Annotated in this window: 4 protein-coding genes; all 4 read right to left on the bottom strand. The window is 68.4% G+C overall.

What is annotated here, in order from left to right; genetic code table 11:
- Positions 1-56 precede the first annotated feature (56 nt).
- Positions 57-1,595, bottom strand: coding sequence for a metallophosphoesterase (locus tag QM582_RS16120; protein ID WP_415086088.1), 1,539 nt, complete (start codon positions 1,593-1,595; stop codon positions 57-59).
- A 157-nt stretch (positions 1,596-1,752) separates the two neighbouring features.
- Positions 1,753-3,207, bottom strand: a complete 1,455-nt coding sequence (locus QM582_RS16115; RefSeq protein ID WP_415086086.1) for a metallophosphoesterase — start codon at positions 3,205-3,207, stop codon at positions 1,753-1,755.
- A gap of 225 nt (positions 3,208-3,432) precedes the next feature.
- Positions 3,433-4,749, bottom strand: coding sequence for a DUF1015 domain-containing protein (locus QM582_RS16110; protein ID WP_415086084.1), 1,317 nt, complete (start codon positions 4,747-4,749; stop codon positions 3,433-3,435).
- Positions 4,750-4,805: 56 nt separating this feature from the next.
- A partial coding sequence (locus QM582_RS16105) for a metallophosphoesterase (RefSeq protein WP_415086082.1) occupies positions 4,806-6,683 on the bottom strand: 1,878 nt, incomplete at its 5' end.

The following is a 6,683-nucleotide window of genomic DNA, read 5'->3' as shown; positions in this document are numbered from 1 at the left end:
CGGCCGCGTCCGAGGTTACTCGACGCGACCGGCACCGCAAGTCGGCGGGGGCGGGATCAACGGGTGAAGTCGAAGCCCGTCCGCGTGTTGGACCAGGAAATGGTCTCGTTGGTGTGCGGGGCGTAGACCGAGTCGGTGACGCTGCCCTTGGCCACGTTGAAGGTCAGCAGGCGGACCGGGTTGGTGGTCCGGCTGTGGTAGCACTGCAGGTAGCTGACGATCTTGTTGCCGTTGTTGCCGGTGTCGGTGCGGGTGGCCTGCGAGCCGATGTGCCCGGACAGCACCACCTTGATGTTCGGGTAGACCTTGATCAGGTTGTCCCACAGGTACTTGCCCGAGGTGGCGCCGTAGCCGCCGTTGCTGAGGCTGATCGAGCCGCCGGCCTCGAGGTAGGCGTGGGTGGCGACGATCACATTGTGGTCGGGGTTGGCCGCGACGACCTTCTTCGCCCACTCGATGGCGGCCGGCCGGGCCCACAGCTCGAGGTTCAGCACCATCCATTTCTGCCCGCCGGCGGTGAAGGTGCTGTAGGTGTTATCGACCTTGCCGGCCTCGAACTGCCCGCGCATGTTCTTGAAGTACGACTTCGGGAACGCGTTGTTGAACGCCGAGGTGTCGCGCACCGCGACATTCGCGCTCTTGCCCGGGCAGGCCGAGCCGCCCGCACACACCGCGCCGGTGTCGTGGTTGCCGATGCTGAGCGAGTAGGGGATCTTGTCGTTCAGCGGGGAGAGGCCGTTCTTGGCCCGGGTGTACTGGGCCGGAGTCACGTTGCCCCAGTCCACCACGTCGCCGATGTGGGTGACGAACTTCAGGTTCAGCCGGGACGCGTTGTTGACCAGCCAGGTGGACCGGTTCTTGAACCGGGTGTCGGAGTCCGTCCAGGTCTCCTGCTGGGTGTCGGGGATCACCGCGACGGTGAAGTCCTCGCCGGCGGCGCCGGAGCCGGCGGCCGCCCCGTTGCCCGTCCCGGGCGCGATCGGCTGGGCCGGGGTCGTCGGGGTGGGCGTCGGCGTCGGGGTGGGTGTCGGCGTCGGCTTGGGGGTGGACGGGGCAGGGGCGCCGCTGGCCGGGGCGACGAAGAAGATGCCCGAGTTGGCGACCTTCCAGCCCTTGGCCATCAGCTTGTCCCGGTCGGTGCTGCTGAAGACCATCTGGGTGGCGGTTCCGGAGGCCATTCGGTAGGACGTGGTCAGGCAGCTGCTGCTGGCGGACGCGGCGTAGAACTGGCGGAACTGTGCGGTGTAGCCCTTGGCTTTGATCTGGTCCAGATCGCTGCCCTCGGCGGCCCAGGTGAAGTCGTTGGTCTTGGCGTTGTAGGCGCGCCAGACGCCGACCAGGCCGGTGCCGCCGCTGGCCGCCACCTTCGCGGCGACGCCCTCGTTGGTGGTGAAGCCGTACTTGGTGGCGTCGGCGAGTTCGGAGCTGAACTGGCTGAGCAGGGAGGTGCCGGAACTCGCGCTGATCAGCCGGGTCACCGGGACGGTGAACTCGGAGCAGTTGCTGGAGACGGCGTCGGCCGGGGTGACGCCGAGTCCGGCCAGGGCGAGTGGTGCTGCGGCAGCGACGGTCAGCGTGCGCTTCCAGTGCTTCATGTGGGGGACCCCTAGATCGTGATGTGTGCAGGTGTGTATGAGTGCAGGCGGGAACTGCGGGGCAGCCTACATAACCTAAGCCAAGATGTGAAATCTCAGCGTACGTTCAGGTTGGCTGTGGGTCTGCTGTGTAGTGGCTAGTGGGGGAGGGTGGGTCTCAGGTGAGCTTCACCTTGCTGTAAGTCTTAGTGCTCATCAGACGGTCCTTGGTGTACGGCGCCTCCACCCAGGTGCGGATCGTCTTCTTGCTCGCGTCGACCTCGATCATCCGGACCGGATTGGTGGTCTTGGAGTGATAGGTGGTCAGGAAGGCATAGACCTTGTTGCCCTTGGCGCCGGTCAGTACCTCGGTGCGTGCGCTGCCGGTGTGGCCGGAGAGCACCACCTTGACGTTGCTGTACTTCTTGATGATCGTGTCCCACAGGTAGCGCGGCGAGGTGCTGCCGTACTCCGCCGACGAGCTGATCGAGCCCGACGAGGAGAGGAAGGAGTGGGTGGCGATGATCACGTTGTGGTTGGCGTGCTTGGCGACCAGCGACCGAGCCCACTCGACGACCTCGCGGCGCGGCCACAGTTCCAGGTTGAGGATCAACCAGTACTTGTTGCCGGCCTTGAACCGGGCGTAGGTGTTGTCCACCTTTCCGGGCTCGAAGCTGCCGGTCGGGGCACTGTAGTCCTGCACCGAGAAGTACTGGTTGAAGGTGCGGGTGATCCGGACCATCGGCCGGACGAACCGGCCGTCGCAGGCCGAGCCGCCGTAGCAGGTGGCCGCGGCGTCGTGGTTGCCGATGTTGAGGAAATACGGGAGCTTGCCCTGGAGCGGTGCCAGCCCGGCCTTGGCGTTCTCATAGTGGGAGTGCGTGGCGTCGTCCCAGTCGACCAGATCGCCGGTCTGAATGGCCCAGCGGATGTCGTACTTCGATTTGTTCGCCACTAGCCATTGCGAGCGATTGGTAAACCGGGGATCGCCGCTGCGCCACACCTCGGGCTGGGTGTCGGGAATGACGGCGAAGGAGAACTTCTTGTCCTTCGTCGAGGAATCCGAGGTTCGCAGCGCGGCCTCGGTGGGCTTGCCGTAGCGAGTCGGCGCGGCCGCGACGTGATAGACCACCGGGCCGGCCTTCCAGTCCAGCGCGGAGGACTGCTCGCCGGAGAGATCGACCGAGTAGCGGTGGACGGAGCCGTGTTGAGCGACCTGGACCGGGCGGGTGCACCAGTCGCTCTGCTTCGAGGCGTAGAACCGCACGCCCTGGTCCTCGTAACCGGCTCTGACCAGGTCCGCGATTCGATCGGGGTCCGCCTCGTGGGCGAAGTCCCCGCCCTTGGCCAGGCGATGGACGGCGACCATGGACGGCGTTGCGTACTGCGAGGCCTTGAACACCTCGCCGCGGAAGTCGGTGAACCCGTACTTGGCGGCGTTCACGGCCTCCGACTCCCAGCGGGTCAACAGGGTGGCTCCGGTGCTGGGATTGACGCTTGAGTAGACCGGTTCGGACAGTGCCGCGCAGTCGACCATGGTGATCGCCTGGGCCGCGGGAGAACCGGCGGTAGTGATGGTCCCGACCAGCGCCAGGCTGGAAGCGGACGCGAGAATACGACGCAGTGAGGTCATGGCTAACTCCTGCATTGGGGGGGTGCTGCGGGGGTGTGCATCAGGGGGGTGGAAATGCGGCACTAGTGTGCGACCAGTGTCGAGCAAATGTCAAAAATGGCGATTGAGAAGGCCGCTATCTGGGATTCTCTAGTGCACCTAGTTAAAATTGAGAACGGAGTGACCGAATGCTCCCGGGCGCTGCTGGCTCTCCGCCGCCCCGCGGTTCGCGAGTTCTTAGTGGCGCTAGTCTTTGCGGGCGATGTGCCGCGATTCGAGGTAATACCGCTTGTCACTCGCCTCACCGAGAGAGAACGTCTTGCGCGGCAACGCGCCGTCGGCGACGATCGAGGCGAAGAAGCTGTCCTTGCTGAGCCCGGGCAGCAGCAGGCCGAGATTGCCCGGCGTCCGGCCCAGTTCGGCGGTGACGTCGGCGCCGTGGATGTAGTCGACCTCGGCGAGCCCGTCGGCCAGCAACTCGTCGATGGTGCGCTGCAGGGTGGCCGCGGCCAGGCTGCCGCGCGGCTCGCGGAGCCGGTAGACGGCGCTGCCGGCGGCGTCCAGATAGCCGAACGCCTGGACCTGCGGATCGTCGATCAGCGCCAGCGCCTCGGCCGGGGTGGCGACGGCCACCCGCTGGTAGCCGGCGCACTGCCGGGCCAGGGCGGCCTCGAAATCGGCCCGCTCGCAGTGGAACAGCACCCGGTGGATCGGTTCGAACTCCAGGCCCGGGTCGTAGATGTTCTCCAACTCGACCAGGCAGAACCGGGCCGGGTGATCGTCGCGCTGGTCGGCCGGCAGCGTCGGGCGGATCTCGTTCCAGATGCTCTTCGCGGTGGCGAAGCTGTGGTTGCCGTCGCCCATCGCGAACAGCAACGGATCGGCCGGGTCGAGGGCGTCCAGCAGGTCTCCGAGGGCGGCCGCCACGGTGGCATGGTCATCGGGGGCATCGACCGCCCAGCCGCTGACCCGGCCGCCGCCGAGCATCAGCTCGGTGTCGTAGAGCGGGGTCAGCCGCTCGCCGGCGGCGGCCAGCGGCTCGATCACGCTGCGGTGGTGGTCGCTGATCAGCACCATGATGTGCGGCAGTTCCAACGGGGCGTCCCGGCGGATCGCCACCCGCGGCGGCAGTCGATCCAGGATGGTGCCCTCGGTGGCCCGGATCGGCGTCCGGGCGTCCGGTTCCCAGGAGTAGTGCTCCAGGTCGAGTGCCACCATCAGCCCCCAGCGGACCACCCCGTGGGCGGTCTCCCGGCGCACCAGCACCATGGTGCGGGGATGGGTGCGGAGCACGTCGGAGGCCAGGTAGTCGGTCATCGTGGTGTTGATCGCGCGGATCCGCGCCGCGGCGTCCGGCTGCTCCAGGAAGACCTCGGGGAAGATCAGGTTGAGGGTGGACGGCTTGCCGTCGACGATGGCGGCGGCCTGTCCCCAGTACTCGGGCTGGCTGGTGAATTGATCGCAGGCGACCACCGCCCAGGCGTGCAGATCGCTGCCGGGCCGCGGGATCAGGACGTCCGGAACCCGTACCCCTACCCGTGCCAGCGCGCCGTCCACGTCCATGCCGCAACGGTAGCGAAGCCGGTGACCCGGTTCCGGTCGGTCTCGTCCGGCCCGGATCAGCCGGGGCGGACGGCGAGCAGGTCGGCCACGCTCATCCGGATCGGTGCGGCGGCGCTGTTCGACAGGTAGGAATTGAACCCGATCGCGCCCCCGGCCCGGAGCCCCGCGGCGGTGTCGGTGGCGCTGGCCGCCCAGCCGTCGGGCTCTCTGCTTCCGGCCTGCCAGAGCTTCGCCGACACGGTGGTGCGGTCGCCGTTGCTGACCGCCCGGAAGGCCACCCGGTAACGGGTGTTCGCGGTCTGGCCGATGCCGGACAGCATGGTCGACTGCAGCACGGTCTCGGTTCCGCCGGTCTTGCGGGCCAGGACCAGCTGGAAGGCTCCGGAGGGTCGTCCGACCACCTTCAGCCGGTAGTCGCTGCCGTCGGCCTGGCGGCGCAGCACCAGGGAGCCGTAGATGGCGGCCCGGCCCGCCGTCCGGTTCCAGCTCAGCGTGGCCCGCAGGTCGACGTCCCGGGCGTTCACCGCGAGCAGCGACTCGGCCGTGCTGCCCCGGGTGTTGAGCGACTGGCTTCCGGCGCCGCCGGACACGTCGTACTCGCCGGATCCCAGCAGGGTCCAGGCGCCGCCCCGGTCGGCCCTGCCCCAGCCGTTGCTGACCGAGCGGGCGAACCGGTCGGCAGCGATGCCGGGGTCTTTGGGCGGCGCGGACGGGGTGCGCACCCGCCAGGTCGGTGAGGTGCTGCTGCTGGTGCCGTCGCTGGTGACCGCTCGCCATTCGTACCAGGTGTCGGGCTCCAGGCCCGACCAGGTCTGGGTGGCGTCCCGGCCGGAGCCGACGGTGGTGGTCCCGATGGTCCGGAACGCTGCCGGCCGCCGGTCGGTGAGCGGGAACGGCACGGTGAACTGCGAGTCGGCGTCGGTCTCGAAACGCCCCAGCGTGGGGGAGTAGGTCCGGGCCGTCATGGTGTTGGCCGACGGATCGAAGGTGTAGTAGCGCAGCCAGCCGTCGCCGCCGGCGGGGCGGCTCTGGTAGTCGGTGAGGATCTGCTGCACCGGCTCGCCGCAGCGGTTCAGGTCGGACCGATTGGCCTCGCCGTCGGCGCCGTTGTGGAAGTGACCGTTGAGCACCAGCTTGATCTGGCACTGCTGGGAGACGAAGTCGGTCCACAGCCGCTCGGCGGATGTTCCGCCGGGTCGCTGCGGGACGGCCAGGCGCCTGCCGTTCATCTCGACGAAGGCGTGGGTGACCAGGATCGCGGTGCGGTTGGGGTGGGCGGCCAGCACCTTGGCGGCCCAGTCCCGCGCGTACTGCGGCGCCTCCCATTCCAGGTTGAGCACCAGCCAGTCGCGGCCGCCGGCCGAGAACAGTGCGAAGTTGTTCATATTGCGGGTGTCGACCGGGTCGGCGCCGAACAGGTTCTGGCCCAGGTAGCCGCCGTAGCGGGCCGTGCTCGGCGTCCACCTGCTGTTCAGGTAGCGCGACGGCGGGAAGAACCGGTCGTATTCGGTGAAATTCCCGGTCGCCATGCCGAAGTCGTGGTTGCCGGCCACCACGGTGTTCGGGACGCCGGCGTCGTCCAGCACCTTCAGGGCGGCGGAGGTGTGCCCCCACTGGGTGAGGTTCGACCGCGTGTTGACCAGATCGCCGAGGTTCACCACCATCGCGGTGCCCAGCCGTGCCCTGTTCTCGACCACCCACTGCGACTGCCGGACCATGGTGTCCTGCCGGTTGTTGTAGGTGTAGTTCTGCAGGTCGGGAATCGCGACGACAGTGAACGGGGCGCCGCCACCCGAGCCTGAGCTCTTGCGGCCCTCGAACCGGACCCGCAGATCGCCGCCGTCGGGATCGCTGGACCGGACGGTCAGCGCCACCGCCGCGGAGCCGGCGGTGGCGCCGTCCGCGGGCGCGATCAGCCGGGCGGCGGCCGGAGG

The sequence above is a fragment of the Micropruina sp. genome (assembly GCF_047607385.1).
Lineage (GTDB): Bacteria > Actinomycetota > Actinomycetes > Propionibacteriales > Propionibacteriaceae > Micropruina.
This window is presented reverse-complemented; position numbering and strand designations above follow the sequence as displayed.